Source organism: Thermodesulfobacteriota bacterium (assembly GCA_040753795.1).
Taxonomy (GTDB): domain Bacteria; phylum Desulfobacterota; class Desulfobacteria; order Desulfobacterales; family Desulfosudaceae; genus JBFMDX01.
In genome coordinates this window covers 53,004-72,227 of record JBFMDX010000004.1, presented here as the reverse complement: position 1 = coordinate 72,227, position 19,224 = coordinate 53,004, and the positions used below count along the sequence as shown (strand labels likewise).

16 protein-coding genes are annotated in these 19,224 nt (G+C 50.5%); all 16 read left to right on the top strand.

Annotation, left to right across the window (positions count from 1 at the left end; translation table 11 throughout):
- The first annotated feature begins 85 nt into the window (after positions 1-85).
- Positions 86-421, top strand: a complete 336-nt coding sequence (locus AB1724_06710) for a type II toxin-antitoxin system RelE/ParE family toxin (GenBank protein ID MEW6077481.1) — start codon at positions 86-88, stop codon at positions 419-421.
- On the top strand, positions 418-729 hold the full coding sequence (locus AB1724_06705) for an addiction module antidote protein (GenBank protein MEW6077480.1): 312 nt from the start codon (positions 418-420) through the stop codon (positions 727-729). Before AB1724_06710 ends, AB1724_06705 begins: the two co-directional genes overlap by 4 nt.
- Before the next feature lie 427 nt (positions 730-1,156).
- On the top strand, positions 1,157-1,477 hold the full coding sequence (locus AB1724_06700; GenBank protein MEW6077479.1) for a DUF4258 domain-containing protein: 321 nt from the start codon (positions 1,157-1,159) through the stop codon (positions 1,475-1,477).
- A gap of 2 nt (positions 1,478-1,479) precedes the next feature.
- Complete coding sequence (locus tag AB1724_06695) at positions 1,480-1,707, top strand: hypothetical protein (GenBank protein ID MEW6077478.1); 228 nt, start codon at positions 1,480-1,482, stop codon at positions 1,705-1,707.
- A gap of 718 nt (positions 1,708-2,425) precedes the next feature.
- Positions 2,426-4,042 carry a hypothetical protein gene (locus AB1724_06690; GenBank protein ID MEW6077477.1) on the top strand — a complete coding sequence of 539 codons (1,617 nt, stop codon included), beginning with the start codon at positions 2,426-2,428 and terminating at the stop codon, positions 4,040-4,042.
- Between the two features lie 133 nt (positions 4,043-4,175).
- The gene (locus AB1724_06685; GenBank protein MEW6077476.1) at positions 4,176-5,999 is read left to right on the top strand and encodes an AAA family ATPase; all 1,824 of its coding nucleotides are present in this window, start codon (positions 4,176-4,178) and stop codon (positions 5,997-5,999) included.
- Between the two features lie 126 nt (positions 6,000-6,125).
- The gene (locus tag AB1724_06680) at positions 6,126-7,832 is read left to right on the top strand and encodes an AIPR family protein (protein MEW6077475.1); all 1,707 of its coding nucleotides are present in this window, start codon (positions 6,126-6,128) and stop codon (positions 7,830-7,832) included.
- A gap of 119 nt (positions 7,833-7,951) precedes the next feature.
- Positions 7,952-8,599, top strand: coding sequence for a DNA methyltransferase (locus tag AB1724_06675; protein MEW6077474.1), 648 nt, complete (start codon positions 7,952-7,954; stop codon positions 8,597-8,599).
- Positions 8,586-10,166, top strand: a complete 1,581-nt coding sequence (locus AB1724_06670) for an Eco57I restriction-modification methylase domain-containing protein (protein MEW6077473.1) — start codon at positions 8,586-8,588, stop codon at positions 10,164-10,166. The genes AB1724_06675 and AB1724_06670 overlap by 14 nt, the downstream gene beginning before the upstream one ends.
- A gap of 61 nt (positions 10,167-10,227) precedes the next feature.
- Positions 10,228-11,085, top strand: coding sequence for a Bro-N domain-containing protein (locus AB1724_06665; protein ID MEW6077472.1), 858 nt, complete (start codon positions 10,228-10,230; stop codon positions 11,083-11,085).
- Positions 11,078-12,286 carry a PDDEXK nuclease domain-containing protein gene (locus AB1724_06660; protein MEW6077471.1) on the top strand — a complete coding sequence of 403 codons (1,209 nt, stop codon included), beginning with the start codon at positions 11,078-11,080 and terminating at the stop codon, positions 12,284-12,286. Before AB1724_06665 ends, AB1724_06660 begins: the two co-directional genes overlap by 8 nt.
- Positions 12,279-14,831, top strand: a complete 2,553-nt coding sequence (locus AB1724_06655; protein ID MEW6077470.1) for a GIY-YIG nuclease family protein — start codon at positions 12,279-12,281, stop codon at positions 14,829-14,831. Before AB1724_06660 ends, AB1724_06655 begins: the two co-directional genes overlap by 8 nt.
- 963 nt (positions 14,832-15,794) lie before the next feature.
- Positions 15,795-16,532, top strand: coding sequence for a V4R domain-containing protein (locus AB1724_06650; protein MEW6077469.1), 738 nt, complete (start codon positions 15,795-15,797; stop codon positions 16,530-16,532).
- 3 nt (positions 16,533-16,535) lie between these two features.
- Positions 16,536-17,948 (top strand): nicotinate phosphoribosyltransferase, encoded by a 1,413-nt coding sequence (locus tag AB1724_06645; GenBank protein ID MEW6077468.1) that lies wholly within the window; start codon positions 16,536-16,538, stop codon positions 17,946-17,948.
- A 95-nt stretch (positions 17,949-18,043) separates the two neighbouring features.
- Entirely contained in the window at positions 18,044-18,592 is a 549-nt protein-coding gene (locus AB1724_06640) for an isochorismatase family protein (protein ID MEW6077467.1), read from the top strand.
- Positions 18,589-19,203 (top strand): TetR/AcrR family transcriptional regulator, encoded by a 615-nt coding sequence (locus tag AB1724_06635; protein MEW6077466.1) that lies wholly within the window; start codon positions 18,589-18,591, stop codon positions 19,201-19,203. Before AB1724_06640 ends, AB1724_06635 begins: the two co-directional genes overlap by 4 nt.
- Positions 19,204-19,224 lie beyond the last annotated feature (21 nt).

Sequence of the window (19,224 nt, the reverse complement as noted above, 5' to 3'; positions counted from 1 at the left end):
GATGCTCCGGGCGATTTTTCTGAACAGACCCGCCGGAACAAAACGCTTGACATAGTTGTTTTAAAGCTACAAAATTATCGTAATCATGGATGATTCAAAGATAGAACTTCTCGAATATGTAACCGAAGACGGCGATAATCCATTTCATGGCTGGCTAAACTCCCTGAAAGATCGATCCGCACGGGCGCGGATTCGCGTCAGGTTGAATCGTGTAAGGCTTGGAAACTTTGGAGATTGCAAACCTGTAGGGAAAGGCGTCAGTGAGTTACGCCTGGATTATGGTCCGGGATACCGGGTTTATTATGGAAAGCTGGAGAAGGCCATAGTGCTGTTACTGTGCGGGGGGTCAAAAAAATCTCAGCCAAAAGATATTCAGTTGGCTCAAGCATATTGGGCCGATTTCCAACGGAGAACGAAATGAGGAAAGCAACGGAAAAATACGAAAATAATCTCAAGGAAGACCTTCGTGATCCGGTTGAAGCCGCCGAATATTTAAACGCCGCGCTGGAGGATGGTTCACTGGAAGTGTTTTTATTGGCCTTAAAAGACGTTGCCAATGCCAAGGGCATTTCGGAAATAGCACGGCAAACGAAACTCAACCGCGAAAATCTTTATCGAATTCTTTCCACGCAAGGAAATCCAAAATTAAAAAGCCTGAACTCCGTTCTTCGTAGTGTCGGCCTGAAACTGTCCGTTGAGGTAGAAAAGCGGATTTCAGCATCCGCATAAACGAGCAAGGTCGGCCAAGAATGTCGGGTCAACCAAGTAACATGTAGGGGCGGCCTTCAGGCCGCCAGTTAACCGATTGCCGGTAACAATTTTTCCGAAAAAAAAGCGGATGCGGAATAACCTTCCTATTGGCACAAAATCCCGCCAGAACGAAAGACTCTTTTTGCCGAAACCTCGTGCTAACAAATTATAATCAAAACACAAATCAGAAGAATGAATCACCCCGGCATCACCTTCCGTGGAGCAAAGGAAACACCATTAGCCATATCGTATGTTAATATGCTTATTTTATTTGACTTTTTCGTTGACAGCGGTTTTCCGGTCAGGATAAATTCAAAAACAGGGGATATTTTTAGGGACGGAAAAGAAGAATCACAATAAGAATAGATGCCTTCAATATTTTCAAACCTGAAATGGAGAAAAGGGCTTGAGCGAATTTCTTAACCGCATAAAGATTTTGGTCCGTAATAAGGATATCCGGATCTCTGAACACGGATACGATGAGCTGGCGGATGATGGGCTTACTGCAAGGGAAGTTATTTCCGGTGTGCCTGAAGCGGTTGTGGTCGAGGAATATTCGGACTATTCCAAAGGCCCCTGTGTTCTACTGCTCCAGCGGGACCGAATGGGATCGGCAATTCATGTTGTCTGGGGAATTCCAAAGGGTTATAATAAACCAGCCGTTCTGGTTACGGCCTATCGCCCGGATTCGGAGCGGTGGGATGAAACATTTACGCGGAGGTTGTAACGATGGCACAGCGAAAAAAAGTGAAATATGTGCATGAAGGCCGATATGTGGCGGAAGTCGAAGTAGCGCTGTTGGAAGACGATACGGGTTGGTCCCCTTATATCAGCGTTGAAGATGCTTTCAAGCTTGATGACGTACGGGAGGCTCTTCGCCATGGTGATTTAAAGTCCGCGGCGGCTCATGGACAAATCTACGAACTCCGCCGGGTCTCTCCATCTTTGATGGCATAACCAGGAAACGCAGGAGAAACAGCCAGGCCAGATTTTGGTGCCATGATACTCTTTTCCCGCATCTCTTTTGTCCTGATGGAGGAATTGTCCGGGGGGGCCTGTGATAAATATCTTGTGCCATTAATTTCACATCGAGCGAGGGAAATTCGTATACTAACCCACAATCCCTGCAACCTGTCGAGTGGTCAAAAACCATGTAGGAGCGGCCTTCAGGCCGCCAGTTAACCGATTGCCGGAAACCATTTTTCCGGCAAAAAACCTGACGCGGGATAATCTTCCTGTTGGCACAAAATCCCGCAAGAACGAAAAACCTTTTTGCCGAAACCCTGTGCTAACAAATTATAATCAGGCAAAAAATCAGAAGAGTGAATCGTCCCGGCATCACATTCCGTGGAGCAAAGGAATCATCATCATCCATATCATATGTTAATATCCTTATTTTCTTTGATTTTCCGTTGACAGCGGGTTTCCGGTCAGGATAAATTCAAAGGCAGGGGATATTTTTCAGGGCGGAAAATAAGAACCACAATAATATTAATGTTGGAATATAAAAAGGAGGGTCTTTTGGAAATTTTTACAATAATCGCTGGCTTGTGCTCAATATTATCCTTTTTAGTTTCTATTTTCATTTTCAATAAAGTGACAAAGATTTCTCATACATTTAAGGTTAAAGGTGAAGGCAACATAACAGCGGGCAGAGACATCAAGGCACAATAAAATGGTTCAAAAAGTAAAAGGAAAAGAACATATTGTTGCGGGCAGGGATATAATAATCAATGCCGTTAATTTATCGAAAAAATTCAATGAAATCTATGACGAGCTTTTAAAACCATCCTTTGATAACTTTGACCAACGAATAGCAGATATTTTTCCAGAAGGGTTATTCTCTGCAACTTCTGGAAATACAAGGCTTACCTTTTCAAGTGAAAAGCTTTTTACATCTTTAACGTTGCTTGGCATTCCTATCAATGTCGCATTACATAGCATTGCAAGAACAGAATATGAGCTTACAAGATTAAGCCGGGATCAAAAAAAGATTAGTACCGACGATATTAGATGGGCAGTAGCAAACTCACTTTATCATTACGATTCATCTGGCTATTGTGATAGGAGAAGGCAATTTTGGGGAGATAAATACGTCAGAATTTATGGCCGACCCAATCAGCAGTTGATTGTTATCTCACAAGATGGCGGATTTCATGAATTAAATTATAAATTTATACATAATGTGATTATTCCCCACTTAATTGAATCTATCTGGGGTGCTGGCAAATTTGAGCACCTTCGGAAGTTTATTAGCCAAGACGATAAAAATGAAATGGCAGATCAAATTTTAATAGCCGTAAAATCCTTAGGGATTTACCGCATACATTTTTCGAGTTTAATAAAAATTTCACGTGAATTAGCATTACAACCTCCGCATCCTTGGCTTGTTGAAACAGCTTTCGATTATGAATCTATTGATTATGATTATAAAAAGGCAAAAAAGCATTGTTTGGATATGATAGATAATTATGAAAAGAGAATCATTGACTCTTGTTTATATTCATTTCGCGAAACAGTTCACCATTCTTCCTCCGCCATTCTCGCATATTACGGTATATATATGGGGTGTGGTTATTTAGCACCCCTTCATACTCTCCATCGCATTATAGTATTGATAGAACAGGACAAGGCAATTGATGCAACGTGCTTTGAACAAGTAGATATTAAATCAGATTTAAGAAATTTAGGTATTTCAATTATTGAATTTAATAGGTGCGTAAAACTACTTCGTGAACAGTTATCAATTTCTAGTAGTTCCGAAGATACGGATATTGAAATAGCAATCAATCTTGCTAAGAATTTATTTGAGTATTGTGATAATTTATTAATGTATTTTTTTAAGCTTCATTTACTTCAAGAAACTGATATGGACGGCTTAAATAGTATTGAAAAAATTACAGAAGCAGCGAAAGCAGCGTTTCATATTATTCCAGGTTTTGAATTCAAAACGGATAGAAAACAAAGGCCCTGGCTTATTCATAATCTTGAAACTCCCCTATTCCGAAATATAAAAAACAGAATTTTATTTGTTCCATTATACAGCGATACAGGAGTAATAACCCCATCCTTTCTTTATGGGGTTGAAAAAAATATTTCAAACCCCGAAATAAGCAATTGTATTTTGTATGTTTCTAATTGTGAGTATTCTTCATCATGCTATGATTTTAAAAAAGTTTTAGATTCTAAAGGAATTATTCCATTTTTTGTTAAAATAGATGATTTGACAGATGCAGCACTAAGTGAAGATTCGATTGGACAAATTGAATTGTATTTAATGGATAACTTCTGAAAGTCGAACCTTTAGCTTCATTAGACAACCAGGGCGGGGTAGCCGTAGCAGTCTGAAATTCTGCATTGCCCTGTCTGCTAATGAGCATGGCCTTAGCCAGAATACAGTAGAGCCACAGAGCGGAGTCATTTAGGTGAGAATCAAGTCAATCACTGCCAAAAATATCGTTCCGGTGCGGAACTTCGGTGCCGATGACCTTGCCGATATGGTCTTTCTGGCAGGTCCTAATGGAATCGGGAAATCTAGACTGATTGAGGCAATTCTGGCCTACTTACGTGATCCGAGGGTGAATCCCAACATGCACATGATAGTTGAAGCGACATCACAATCTGAGAAAACCGAGTGGAGCAAGAACACCCTCAATCTTAGTGATAATGGGGATTGCCAGAAGTTACGGCAGACACTTCAGAAAAACCAAAGCAGGAGGAATTTCTGCAGCAGCATCCTATATTATGAAAGCAACCGTCAGATTACAAATCTGAAGCCTCTTCAATTCACTTGGGAGTACAAAGACCCATACGTGGAACAGGTAGGTTGGGATTTCTCCTTCCGACCACTAACAGGTCGTGCCCAGGATACAATACATAGCATCTTCAAGAAGATACAAAGCCAAAAGACATCCATCGCCAACAGAGCGATTCAATTGAAGAGTGAAGGCAAGGATTCAATGAATCTGTCATTCAGTGACCCGCTCGATCCATTTCGCGAGGCTTTCGAGCAGTTGCTGTCACCGAAGAAGTTGCTGGGCGTAAATATGCAGGATAATTCGTTGCGAATTCAGGACGGCGAAGTTGAGATAACAGAAAAGGCATTGAGTTCAGGCGAGCGCGAGGTTCTCAATATTGTATTCGACTTCATCCTGAGGCAGCCATCAGACTGCATTGTGTTTTTTGATGAGCCTGAGTTGCATCTACACCCAGAACTGGCAAACAAACTTATAGCCACACTGAAGACCGTTGGGAAAGGAAATCAATTCATATTCTGCACCCACTCGGCGGAGTTATTGTCCGGTAGCTTGGATAACTCAGTTATCTTTATCCAGCCGCACGGAGACGCGGTTAAGAATCAGGCCGTTGCTGTAGGCATCGAGAATGACACTTATGATGCGTTAAAGGCAATTGGGCAATCGATAGGTGTGGTGTCTCTGGGAAAGAAAATCGTGCTCATTGAGGGGACAAAGGCCTCTTTGGATAAAAAAACTTATCTGCAGATCATTAAGGGGAGATTTCCGAACCTCGTTCTCGTGCCGTGTGAAGGCAAACATACGATACAATCATTCGGTCATATTGCAGACTCGGTTCTGTCGAGAACCATCTGGGGCGTGGAATTCTTTCTACTTGCTGATCGTGATGTATTTCCTCATGAGTTGGCGACAAAGATCGATGCGAGTGGGCTACATAATAGAGTTAGGTGTCTCGATAGATACCATTTGGAGAACTACTTTTTAGACGAAGTGATTTTATCGAAGGTCTTTGAGGAGATGGAGGATGATGGGTCGTGGTTAAGGGATCCACAGAAATTGATGGATGAGTTACGACAAATTGCTCAATCTCGCATCGGCTATGCCGTAGGTTTAACCGTCTCAAAGTTTATAAGAGATTCCGTTGGGAATGTAGATTTAATGGTGAGTGGGTGTCAGAGCATGGATTGTGGTCAACTTCAAAATGCCACTGCCAAGCGCGCAGAGGAGGAGTTAACTCGAGTTCGGTCTGCGCTTTGCGAAGAAGCCATCGTTAGAAAGACGCATGAGTATTTCGAGGCGTTTTCAGAGGCAATAAAAAGTGGCACATGGAAAAAAGACATCCCAGGCAAGCAGGTTCTGAGTGTTTTCGCACAGAAGGCTAAGCTGAACGAGGACCGCCTCAAGACACTTTACATTAGGAAAGCCATGGAAACGGACGCTATAAGTAACCCTTTTAACGATATTATCGCAATCTTTGACAGTTTTACGCAATGATGAGTACACCATCGGCTAACGAAGGCGCTGCACAGGGTCCACCGCAAATCTCCATTACTGCCGGTGAGCTTGATCGTTGGCCCTCATCTTTTGACAACGACTGTCGCAAACGGAGGAATACTTTTAATGCATCGGATAATAAAATCTCATTTAGATAATTTTTCAAAAAGCTTTGAGATAATCGACCTTGACGAGAATACACAATTCGAGATGTTTGCAAACTACACCGTTATAACTCCACGAGTAGGTGCTGAGTTCGAACTTGAAGATATTACCACGAGTAATAGCGATGACGGCATGGATGGAGTTGCGATTTTAATAGACGAAGAGGTCATCGTATCAGATGCTGACGCTAATACCATATTCAAATCCGACAAAAAAAATCACGATGTGGAAATTGTGTTCATACAGGCAAAACGAGGTGAGCAGTTTGATCTAGGAGAGTTTTTGAAGTTTAAAGAATCAATTATCCGTTTTGTCGATTCAGATAATTTTACAGTAAATGATGACGTTCAGATAAATGCCCATGAAATTTACGAAGTATGTTTAAAAAATGTTCCAAAAATCCGAGGAGGGAAGCCACAAATCACGGCAAGATTTATAGCAACTGGTGTTTATCGAGAACCAGAAGCACTGGAGAAGGCCAAAAAAAAGCTAGAGCGCTCTTTAAAAGAAACAGGATATTTTGCAGGCATTGACGTTAAATTCATTGGTCGAGATGAGCTTACCGATCTTTGGGTTTCTACTTACGCTGGCATACAAGCCCAACTTCCGATTTTTAGCAATGCACCGCTTCCTAAAATATCCGGAATTGAGGAAGCATATTTGGTGGTTGCAAAGGCTAAAGATGTTGTTGAAAACCTTCTTGAAAATGATGATGGCAATTTACGAACGCAGGTATTTGAAGAAAATGTCAGATCGTTTTTGGGGATAGATAATCCAGTAAACAAGTCTATCGCTGAAACAATCAATGACGCTAAAGCGTCAACTAGATTTCCAGTCCTGAATAACGGAATAACAATCGTTAGTCCGGATGTAAGGGTGCAAGGGAATATTCTTCATCTTGAAAACTATCAAATTGTAAATGGCTGCCAGACGTCAAATGTTCTTTATGAGAATCGAAAGAATCTTAATGATCGAATAATGGTTAACTTAAAAATTATTGAGACTTCCAACGAAGATGTTTTCGCAGAACTTGTCCGGGCAACTAACAGTCAATCTAAAATTGAAGACACTCAATTTTTCTCACTAAGGCCAATTGTAAAGAGGGTTGAGCAATATTTTGATTCTTTTGAGGATAGCGACGGTCGCTTGTATTTTGAGCGCAGAGACAAACAGTTTGTGGGCAGAGATATTCCTGCCGTTAGGGTTTTCTCAGTAAACACTGCCGCAAAGTGCGTATCAGCAATGTTTCTTCACCGGCCAGAGCTTTCATACCGATATCCTAAACAGATGTATGAGGATCTTGGCGAGAAGATATTTGCAGATGACAACAAGGAAATTCTCTTTTACTGCGCGTCATTGGCTTTATATAGAATCCATCTTCTTATTTCAAATGGGACAATTCCCCAAAACATGCGTAAGTATAAGTGGCATATTCTTGCGATTCTTAGAGTAATTATCTCTGGAAAAGAAATGCCAGCCCTAAATGCAAGAAAGATTGAGCCTTACTGCCAAAAAATTGTTGATGCACTCTCTAAACATGGAACTGCGGCAATAACCCCTATTAAGAAGGCTGTGACAATAGTGACGTCCCTTGGCGAAATATCTGGTGACAGATTGAAGAGGCAGGCAGTACTTGATGAAATGCTAAAGGCGGGCAAATTGTATTGATTGGTTAAGGGCCAACCAGGAAATTGGGCCCGATGTCACTTGCTTGCATGGTCTTTGGCCCCACAAACTGTGTGCCACGGGTCAACGCCCCCGTTGGCCGAGAAAAGAAACAATAACGAATGGAATCGCAGGTCATATCAAAGAAACGGGTTGCTGATCATGGCGAGGTGCTGACCGGGAACCGAGAGGTCAACGCCATGCTCGACCTGGTGAAGCAGGAAACCGAGCGGATCGAATCGCGGTTTCTTGAGCCGGCTTGCGGCACCGGAAACTTTTTGGTCGTGATCCTGGAAAGGAAGCTCTCGGTGGTCGAGAAGCGATACGGCCAGTCGCAACACGACTTTGAGCGTTACGCTGTTCTGGCCGTTTCTTCCATCTATGGCGTTGATATACTCAAAGATAATGTCGAGCACTGCCGGCAACGGCTTTTCGGAATATTTGATCTGGTCTATCTGCGGTTGTTCAAGCACAAGACAAACGATGATTGCCGGGAAGCGGTGCGTTTTATCTTAGAGAAAAACATCATCTGGGGCGACGCCCTCGATCTTAAAACCAAAGACGAGCCCCGGGTGCCGATTCGGTTCTGCGAGTGGTCGCCGGTGAACGGCAGCATGCTGAAGCGGCGGGATTTCATGTTGTCGTTTCTGGTGGAGAAACAGCACCAAATGCTGCTGTTCAGCGACGAGGGCAATGTCGCCGATTTAAACGAGCCCGTCAGGGAATATCCCCCGGTCCACTTCCTGGAGATCGCCCATGCTCAACAATAGCGGCTACAACCCCGACGTGCTCACCTGCATCGCTAATCTCTCCAGTGACGAGGTGTTCACGCCGCCGCAACTGGCCAACCGGATTCTCGACCTGCTTCCGGCAAAACTCTGGTCCGACAAAAAGGCCACCTTCCTCGATCCCGGCTGCAAGTCCGGCGTGTTTCTGCGGGAGATCGCCAGGCGTCTGGACAAAGGGCTGGAGAAGCAGATCCCCGATCGCCAGACGCGGATCAACCACATTTTTAAAAACCAGCTTTACGGGCTCGCCATCACCGAGCTGACCGCCCTGCTCTCTCGCCGATCCGTATATTGCTCCAAGACGGCCAACGGCCAATATTCCGTGTGCGAAGCTTTTGACAGCCCGGAAGGCAACATCCATTTTGCGCGGGTGGAACACACCTGGAAAAACGGTCGTTGCCTACACTGCGGCGCCAGCAAAGAGAATTATGAACGGGGCGATGAACTGGAAAGCCACGCCTATGCCTTTATTCATACAGAAAAGTCGGAGGAAATTTTTAATATGAAATTTGATGTCATTATCGGCAACCCCCCTTATCAATTGAGCGATTCAGGTTTTGGAGAAAGCGCCCGTCCTATCTATCACCTGTTCGTTGAACAGGCAAAGAAACTGAACCCGCGATTCCTGACGATGATTATTCCCTCTCGTTGGTTTGCGGGCGGAAAGGGCTTAGATGAGTTCCGAGAGTCGATGCTCGCCGACGACCGGTTGCGGTCGATTGACGATTATCTCAGTGCGTCGGACGTCTTTCCGGGCGTGGGCCTTAAGGGCGGTGTTTGCTATTTCCTCTGGGACCGGGACAATCCCGGACCCTGCCAAGTTACCACCCATTTCAAGGATTGGCCTGTCTCGACCGCCAGCCGTCCGCTTCTTGAAAAGGGCGTTGACGTCTTCATCCGCTTCAATGAAGGCTTGTCGATCCTCAAGAAGGTCTCTGCCGTTGAAAACGGAAAACCTGGATCGCTTTCGCTGCCGAACAGCAAGCGTTTCGACCAACTGGTTAGTTCGCTTAGACCTTTCGGGCTCCGCACGTACTTCCGGGGAAAAGCTATCGAGTCGCCGGGTGACTTACTGGTCTATCAAAACGGCGGGACGGGATACACCCCCAGAAGCTCAATCACGACTGGTACTGACCTCATCGACAAGTGGAAGGTCTATGTGGGCCGGGCAGCTCCGGGGACCGGAAACAGAGACACCTACCCGCACAGAATCATCAGCACGCCGTTTCTCGGAGAACCGGGCACCATCTCTTCGGAGACATATCTCTGTATTGGCCCGTTCGACTCCAAAAAGCGGGCTGAAAGCGTTTTGTCCTACCTCACTTGTCGGCTAACTCGCTTCTTGATTCTTCTGCATAAGCCATCCCAAGACACGACTCGCAAGGTCTACTCCTTCGTGCCGACCCAGAAGTGGACGAAACAGTGGACGGACGAGGACCTCTACGCGAAATATGGCCTCTCCGCTCGTGAGATCTCCTTCATCGAATCCATCGTCCGTCCGATGCCTGCCGATAGCGACGAGGCAAGCCCGGAGTCGAGCGATGAGTAAGCCAAAGCATTACCGCCCGAGTAAATCTCCAAACATCTATGGATAGAACAGGAGGTTCTATATGATTAACGATAAGGCCCAGGCTGTATTCGAGAATTTCAAGATTCGGCGGATTTATGACGAGAAAGCGGACATCTGGTATTTTTCCGTGGTGGACATTATCGCGGCCCTGATCCAGCAGCCGGATTACCAGACCGCACGGAAGTATTGGAATAAACTCAAAGAACGGCTCAAGAAAGAGGGCAGTCAAACGGTGACAAATTGTCACCAGTTGAAAATGGTTGCTGAAGACGGCAAGTCGCGGCTGACCGATGTGGCGGATCCTCAAACGCTTCTGCGGCTTATTCAGTCCGTGCCAAGCCCCAAGGCCGAGCCGATCAAGCTCTGGCTGGCCAAGGTGGGCTACGAGCGGATTCAGGACATGTCCGATCCGGCCCGCTCGATTGACCGCGCCCGGGAATACTGGCGGCAGCACGGCCGGAGCGAAAAATGGATTCAGCAGCGGATGATGGGGCAGGAGACCCGCAACAAGCTCACCGATTACTGGAAAGATCACGACATCAAGGGTGAGGACGAATACGCCGTTTTGACCAACATCATTCATCAGGAATGGAGCGGGGTCTCGGTCAAAAAGCACAAGGACATCAAGGGACTGACAACACAGAACCTGCGCGATCACATGAGCGAGGCGGAACTGATCTTCACCGCACTGGCGGAACTTTCCACCCGGCAGATCGCCGAGAGCGTGGAGGCGACCGGCATGCCGGAAAACGCGGAAGCCGGAAAAAAGGGCGGAAGGATCGCCAAAAGAGCCCGGCTGGAACTGGAACAAAAGACCGGGAAAAGCGTGGTGACCGGGGAAAGTTTTCTGCCGCCGTCCCGCCGAAAGAAGGAATTGCCGGAGGCGGGCGATGAGTAAGCCAAAGCGCAAAGTCCCGGCGGCCAAACCGGAGGCGCTCTTTACCCGCATCGTCTCGATCCTGGAACAGGCCCGAAGCAACGTGGTCCGGGCGGTCAACACGAACATGGTGCTGGCCTACTGGCTGATCGGCCGGGAGATCGTGGAGGATGTCCAGCGCGGCAAAGGGCGGGCGAAGTATGGCGAAAAGGTCATCGAAGACCTCTCGGCGCGACTGATCGAGCGGTATGGTAAGGGATTCTCCGTGCCAAACCTCAAAAATTTCAGACAATTCTACCAAACTTATCCGGATCGGTGCGCTTCAATTGGCTACCCAACGGGTAGCCAATTTGACAGCCCGGAAATTTCACGCCCATCGGGCGCAGAATTTTCGGAGACGACAATTCTGATCCCGACGGGAAGAGAATTGGTCCATCATAAAAAAAGCTACCCATTGGGTAGCGAGTCGTCCCAGGGCTTTTCCCCGCAACTTTCCTGGTCGCATTACCGCGCCCTGATGCGGGTGGAGAACCGGGAAACGCGCGATTTTTATGAACGCGAAGCGATCGCGGGCGGGTGGGACAAGCGGACCCTGGAGCGGCAGATTCAGTCGTTCTACTACGAACGCATTCTCAAGAGCCGCAAACCGGAAAAGATGCTGGCGGAGGGTCGCAACCTGCCGGTTGCCGCCGCTCCGGCCGCCGATGAATTGAAGAACCCGTATGTGCTGGAGTTTTTGGGGCTTCCGGATGCGGCCGCGTTTCACGAGTCGAACCTGGAACAGGCCATTATTACTCACCTCCAGCGGTTTTTGCTGGAACTCGGCAGCGGCTTTGCCTTTGTCGCCCGGCAGAAACACATCCGCATCGAGGAGCAGGACCGGTACATTGACCTGGTTTTCTACCATTGCCGGCTCAAGTTTTATCTGCTGATCGACCTTAAGGTGGGCGAACTGACCCACGCGGACGTCGGCCAGATGGACGGCTACGTGCGGATGTACGACGGCCTTTTCACCGCGCCGGACGACAACCCGACCATCGGCCTGATTCTCTGCACGGAAAAGAACGAGACCGTGGCCCGCTACTCGGTATTAAACGACCGCAAACAGATATTTGCCTCCAAGTACATGCTCTGCCTGCCGACGGAAGAGCAGCTCCGGCATGAGGTCGAAAAAGAGCGGCGCTTGATCGAAGCCGCTTTAAAGGAATCCGCCCATGAGTAACGCCTTCTTCCCTCCCCGGCCGGCATCGCGGCCCACGATTTACGCCTATGAGGATACCCATCCGCAGTTTGCGGGCTTGCTCAAGGTCGGGTACACGACGCGGACCGCCAGGGAGCGGCTTGACGAAATTTATCCGGTTAAAACGCCCGGCCGGTCGCCATACCGGATCGTTCTGGAAGAAGCCGCCATGCGCGGCGACGGCACGGTCTTTACCGACCACGACGTTCACCGGATGCTGCGGATTGATGGTATCAAAAATCCGGAAGGCGAGTGGTTCCGCTGCACGGTGGATAAAGTGAAGACGGCCATCATCGCCGTGCGCACCGGTCAATTAAACGAGGAAAACCGGTCCCTGGATTTTACCATGCGGCCCGAGCAGGAAACAGCGGTTGAGAAAACAGCCGCCTATTTTACCAGTTGGCGCAAGGACAAGGGCAACCGGAATAAACCGCCGCATTTTTTATGGAACTGCAAGATGCGCTTTGGCAAGACCTTTGCCGCCTATCAGTTGGCAAAAAAGATGGGCTGGCGAAAGGTGCTGGTCCTGACCTTTAAACCGGCGGTGCAAAGCGCCTGGGAAGAGGACTTGAAGTGTCACGTGGATTTTGCCGGGTGGCAGTTTATCAAGCCCGGCGGCCTGACCTACGAACAGGCGAATAAAAAACGGCCGTTTGTTTGTTTTGGTTCGTTTCAGGACTATTTGGGCCGCAACCCCGGCACGGGCGGCATCAAGTCGAAAAACGAATGGGTTCACACGACCCATTGGGATTGCGTTATTCTGGACGAATACCATTACGGCGCCTGGCGGGAGAACGCCAGGGAGTTGTTTGAGGCCGAAGACGCCAAGGAGGTCGCGTTCGGTGTTGGACAGGGTGCTGAATTCCTGAAAGAGCGGGACGAAGAGATAGAAGACATTATGCCCATCACCACCGACGGCTATCTGTATCTGTCCGGTACGCCGTTTCGGGCCATCGCCTCCGGCGAATTCATCGAGGAGCAGATTTTTAACTGGACTTACTCCGATGAACAGCGGGCAAAAAGCGCCTGGGCGGGTTCCGGCAACCCATACGCGGCGTTGCCAAGGATGGTGCTGCTGACCTACCAGCTTCCGGACGCGATTCGGGAAATCGCCATGCAGGGCGAGTTTAACGAGTTCGATTTGAATGTCTTTTTTTCCGCCGAGGGGCTCGGTGACAAGGCCAAATTCAATTACGCGGACGAGGTTCAGAAGTGGCTTGACCTGCTCCGGGGCGCATTTCTGCCGACCAGCGTCGACAGCCTGAAACTCGGGGCGCGCAAGCCGCCGATGCCGTTTTCGGATGTGCGGCTGCTGGGCGTGCTGTCGCACTCTTTCTGGTTCCTGCCGAGCGTGGCGGCCTGTCACGCCATGCGCAATCTGCTGGCCAAGAGGCAGAACCGGTTTTATCACGACTACAAGGTCATCGTGGCAGCGGGGAACGCCGCCGGAATCGGCGTGGCGGCCCTGTCCCCGGTGCAGGAGGAAATGGACGATCCCCTGACCACCAAAACGATCACCCTGTCCTGCGGCAAACTGACCACCGGCGTGACGGTCAAGCCGTGGACGGGGATTCTGATGCTGCGCAACTCCTCCAGCCCGGAAACTTATTTTCAGGCGGCTTTCCGGGTGCAATCGCCCTGGACGGTCCGCAACCCGGACGGCGCTTCTCCCAATTCCGAGCAGATTATCAAGGAAGAGTGCTATGTTTTTGATTTTGCGCCGGACCGGGCCTTGCGTCAGATTGCCGACTACAGTTGCCGGTTAAACGTTAACGAAGAGAACCCGGACAAAAAGGTGGAAGAGTTTATCAGCTTCCTGCCGGTTCTGGCTTATGACGGCAGTTCCATGAAGCAGATTGATGCCGCCGGGATTCTCGACATGGCCATGAGCGGCACGACGGCCACCTTGCTGGCGCGGCGCTGGGAGAGCGCCCTGCTGGTGAATGTGGACAACGACACCCTGCACCGCCTGATGGATAACAAGAAGGCCATGGAAGCCCTCATGAGCATCGAAGGGTTCCGCACGTTGAATCAGGACATTGCCACGATCATCAACAAGTCGGAGGCCGTGAAAAAGGCCCGCAGGGAGGCCAACGAAAAGGATCTGTCCACAAAAAAGAAGAAGGAACTTTCCGAAGCGGAAAAGGAGTACAAGACCTTAAGGAAGCAGATCCAGGAGAAGATCATCAAGTTCGCTACGCGAATTCCCATTTTCATGTATCTGACCGATTACCGCGAGCGGACGTTGCGGGATGTCATTACCCAACTGGAACCGGGCCTGTTCAAGAAGGTTACGGGCCTGACCGTAAAGGACTTCGAGTTGCTGGTCAGCCTGGGGCTGTTTAACAGCGCCCTGATGAATGACGCGGTTTACAAATTCAAACGCTATGAAGATGCCAGCCTGAGTTACACCGGGATCTGCAAGCACGAAGGCGAGGACATCGGTCTTTACGACACGGTCATCACCCGCAAGGATGCGCTGCGGGTATTTGAAAACATACCAACCGGCGCCGGCTATGGGGCATGAAAGCGAGCTGATCGAAATGCATGCATGTCGAGGACAGTGTGATTAACTTTAATCAGGGAGGGGTTAATGGCGGCATCATTTTCGGTTTTCTTTATCAACAATGGTGATTTGAACTTTCTTTCCTCACAATTGGGCCGTTTGGAGGCCAAGGCCCTGGCAACCGTGCCCGGTTCCGATTGGACTGTGTATAGTTATCGTCCAGGCGCTTCCCCTCCGAATGACGACATCCTGACGGGGTCGGAGTCAATCGCTGTCCGGCTTTCACGGAAAGTCGGCGAAGTCATATATCTTTTCGCCGACTCAAGACCGGATTCCCTTGTTTATGAACACGCCCGGGGTGAAACGCTGTTGAGAAAGCTGGTCTGGTTTTCCTTTTCCGACGAAAGTGAAGCAAGCTGGCTATGTTCCGTGGGGGAACGGGAAGCGTGGGAAGACCGCTTGTTTTCACCGAATCTCCTGTCACAAGCCATTGAAGAAGAGAAAGCCGGTTTTGAAGAATCCGGCCGCCCCCCCGGCGAATTTGAATCCCGGAAGTTAATTCTTGAAAAAATGTGGGAGCAGAAAACGGTACTCGAAAACAGCAGGTTCCCCAGAGGCGGGGGGTTTGTGTCCTCTTTTATTGAGAGAGCGTTCGGTTTACTAAAGCCATCCTAAAATATCGATGCGGGCTTTATCGAGCAAACGAATTTGGAGGAAAGACGTCCCGGGTCATTTTGTGGATGTAGGCATGGATGCATTTGTCGTCAGGCCCACTCATGTACATGGCATCATCGTCATTACCAATGTATCGGCGGCGGTAGGGGCGGGGTTCCCCCGTCCTCCAGAACATGTGGCATAATTGTTTTTATTGCGACAAACGATGGGAAAAAGAATATATGGATAACCGCAAACGAATAATATCAATGATGCGGTCGAAGCTTCCGGCGGGCCGTTGATCCCTACATTTATAGATGGAAGGAAACCATGGACAAAAAACGATTACAGATCAAAGTATTGCTGGGGATGATGGAGTTTCTGGAAGCCCATCCGCTGCTGGTGCGGATTTTTCTGCGGCCGCTGACGAAAATTCCCGGGCTTTCGGCAAAGATGATGGTCCTGCCCCGGGCCTACATGGGCGCCACGGCCTTTGAGATCCACGACGTGGATTTAAAGGCCGGCCGCATCGGCATCGGCGGCGTGGAGGAGATCATGGCCGGCGCCAAGATCATCCATCTGCTGCACACCACCCTGACCGGCCGGATGCCGGAAGAAGAAAAGCAGCAGACCCTGTACGACATGGGCGTGACCCTGTGCACCTGGGAGGTGACCCAGGCTCTTCAGGGAGGCCGATGGGCGCCCTCTTTTCTGGTGCCGCTCATCTCCAATAGCCGCATCCTGGACGAGGTCCGGACCGATCCGCTCATGGCCCGGTTTTTTCAGAAGACCATGAACATGATGTCCCGCCTGATCACCGACGAAGGCGGCTGGGGGCATCTGGAGTTTGATTTTTCCGCCGACCCTATGCGGGTCTCGCTGTTCAACTCCCAGGAGGCCCGCTGGCTGGGGCCTTCGGACAAGCCGGTCTGCCATTTTTACGCCGGCATCGTGGCCGGGTACGCCGGCACGATTTCCGGCCGGCCGATCTCCGTCCGGGAAGTTCAATGCCGGGCCATGGGCGCGGAAAAGTGCGTGTTTGAATTACGCACGGAATCAACGGGGTAACGAATGCGGTTGTCCGGCATCAGCGGTTTGTACACGGATTACTACGAGCTGACCATGGCCCAGGGCTATTTTCTGTCCGGCAAAAAAGATGACACGGCCGTGTTTGATTATTTCTTCCGGGTCAATCCCTTTGACGGCGGCTACGTGATCTTCGCCGGGCTGGACACCCTGCTGGAAGCCCTGAGCCGTTTTGTTTACGGCGAACAAGACCGGGCCTATCTCCGGGAGCGGGCCTTTACCGAAGCCTTTCTTGCCTTTCTAAAGGATTTCCGGTTCCGTGGAACGATCTGCAGCGTCCGGGAAGGGGAGGTGGTTTTCCCCCAGGAGCCCCTGGTGCGGGTGGAAGGAACCATTATCGAATGCCAGTTGATCGAAACCCTGTTGCTGAATGTGCTCAATTTTGAGTCCCTCATCGCCACCAAGGCCTCCCGGGTCAGGCGCGCGGCCGGCGACCGGCCGGTGAGCGATTTCGGCCTGCGCCGGGCCCAGGGCATGGGCGGGCTCCAGGCCAGCCGGGCGGCCGTCATCGGCGGCGTCGACGCCACCTCCAACGTGCTGGCGGGCCAGCGCTGCCGCCTGCCGGTTGCCGGTACCCAGGCACACTCCTGGGTCCAGAGTTTTGATGATGAATTGGCCGCCTTCCGCGCCTATGCCCGGCTCTATCCGGACAATACCATTCTCCTGGTGGACACCTACGATACACTTCACAGCGGATTGCCCAACGCCATCCTGGTGGGCCTGGAGCTGAAAGAAGCCGGGCAGACGTTAAAGGCCGTCCGGCTGGACAGCGGCGACCTGGCCTATCTGAGCAAGCAGGCCCGGCGAATGCTGGACGAGGCGGGCCTGACGGAAACCAAGATTCTGGCCTCCAACCAGCTGGACGAATACCTGATCCGCAGCCTCAACGAACAGCAGGCGCCCATCGACGGGTTCGGCGTGGGCACGGAACTGGTCACCGGCAAAACCACCGCGGCCCTGGACGGGGTTTACAAGCTGGCCGCCTATAACGGTCAGCCGACTCTGAAACTGTCCAACACCCTGGAAAAGATTTCCCTGCCGGGAAAAAAAGAGACCCGACGGTATTTCAACGGCGCGGGCAAGTTCTATGCCGACTGCGTCTGCCTGGTCGATGAAGGATCGCCGGAAGAAATGGCGCACCCGTTTGAGCGCGACAAGCATTGCGCCCTGCGGGGACTGGCGTCGGAGCCACTGCAAAAGCCCGTTATGGAGGGGGGCGAGATTATCAGCCGGGAAACGGATGTGATTGCGATGAGGGAGTATGGCCGTAAAAGGCTCGCTTTTCTTCCGGAAGAACATAAGCGGTTTGAAATGCCGCACATTTACAAGGTCGGCCTGTCTCCCCGGCTGGAAGGCATGAGGGATGAGGTGATTAAGGGGTTAAGTGTTAAGTTTTAAGTGGTTAAGTTTTAAGTGTTAAGTGGGTAGGGGGAGCCTTCACAGGCTTGCCGGATACACTGGGCGAGGACAGCCATAGAAGAAAGGAGGTCGGCATGAAAGCCCTTCTGGTCAATGACGTTCAGAATGATTTCTGCCCGGGCGGCGCCCTGGCGGTGCCCGACGGCGACCACATCGTTCCGGTCATCAACAAGCTCATGGATCGGTTCGACCTGGTGCTGGCGTCACGGGACTGGCACCCGGCGGACACCCGCCATTTTGAGCGCTGGCCGGTTCATTGCGTCCGCGATACCAGGGGCGCGGATTATCATCCGGACCTGAATACCGCGCCAATTCACCTGGAACTGTTCAAAGGCACGGGAAACATGGATGACGGGTATTCCGCTTTTGAGGCCACCAATGTCGATCTGCTGCGGGTGCTGCAGGACAAGGGCGTTGATGAACTGTATGTGACCGGCATTGCCACCGAATACTGCGTCCGGGCGACGGTACTGGAGGCCCGTAAAAACAATATCCCCACGGTGGTGATAACAGATGCCGTCAAGGCCATCGAGGCCCGGCCGGGAGATACGGAAAACGCCCTGGAAGAGATGGTCCGGGCCGGGGCGCGCCTGAAGACATCCAAAGAGATCATCGGATCATGAATGAAAAAAAGTCCTCTGTAACGGACGGCCGCCGGGCCCGGTCCGGCCGGTCGCGCAACGCCATCGTCACTGCTCTGCTGGAACTGATCGTGGCGGGCACGCCCCATCCCTCGGCCCGGCAGGTGGCCGAACGGGCCGGGGTGTCGCCGCGCCTGGTATTCCATCACTTCAAAGACATGGAGGCCATTTATAATGAACTCATGGCCCTTCAGGGAGAGCGGCTCAAGTCCCTGCTGGAAATTGACCTCCCGCCGGAAACGCCCTTTGAGGCTCGGCTGGCCGCTTTTGTTGACCACCGGGTAACGCTCCTGGAGTTTATCTCCCCGGTCCGCAAAGTGATGATCGGCGCCGAAGTCACATCCAAAGTCATGGCCGCGGAGCTGGAGCGGTTCCGGGCCTTCAAGCGGCAACAGGCCGCGGAGGTGTTTGGGCCGGAAATCGCCCGCCTGGACGGAGAAACGGCCGCGGAAGTGACCGCCGCCCTGCAGGCGGTCACCTCCTGGACCGCCTGGCACAGCCTGCGGCATCACCAGAAGCTGTCCGTGGAAACGGCTGAACGGGTGATGATCCGCATGATCCGGGGCATTTTAAATCCGTCCCGGGGTATCTGATCAAACCGCACGGACGAAGCG